At 61.7% G+C, this 253-nt stretch carries 1 protein-coding gene; it reads left to right on the top strand.

Translation table 11 applies throughout. From position 1 onward, the window contains the following. Nucleotides 1-253, top strand: a 253-nt coding sequence (locus RVY79_RS20735) for an alpha/beta hydrolase (protein ID WP_317466482.1), incomplete at both ends; no start/stop codon positions are given.

The raw sequence follows: 253 nt of genomic DNA, 5'->3' as shown, positions 1-253 counted from the left end.
GCCTTTCGCGGCTGGAACGACGCTTGGTTGGATCCGGCTCGGCGCGGATGGACAATCGAGACAGCCCTCACGCGATGGACCGTCCCGGCACTCATCATCCAGGGAACGAAGGATGCTTACGGACCCAAGGCCCAGATTGCTGCCGCTCGCAGACTTTGCCCCGCCGGTCTGCTGACTGTTTATGAGATGCCGAATGTTGGGCATCACCCACATCGCGAAGCGTTGGCAGAAACTGCCGACGTCATCGCCCGCT

Source organism: Chromohalobacter sp. HP20-39 (assembly GCF_033052815.1).
Taxonomy (GTDB): domain Bacteria; phylum Pseudomonadota; class Gammaproteobacteria; order Pseudomonadales; family Halomonadaceae; genus Chromohalobacter.
The sequence above is the reverse complement of the archived record's forward strand: the minus strand, read 5'-3'. Positions and strand labels throughout refer to the sequence as shown.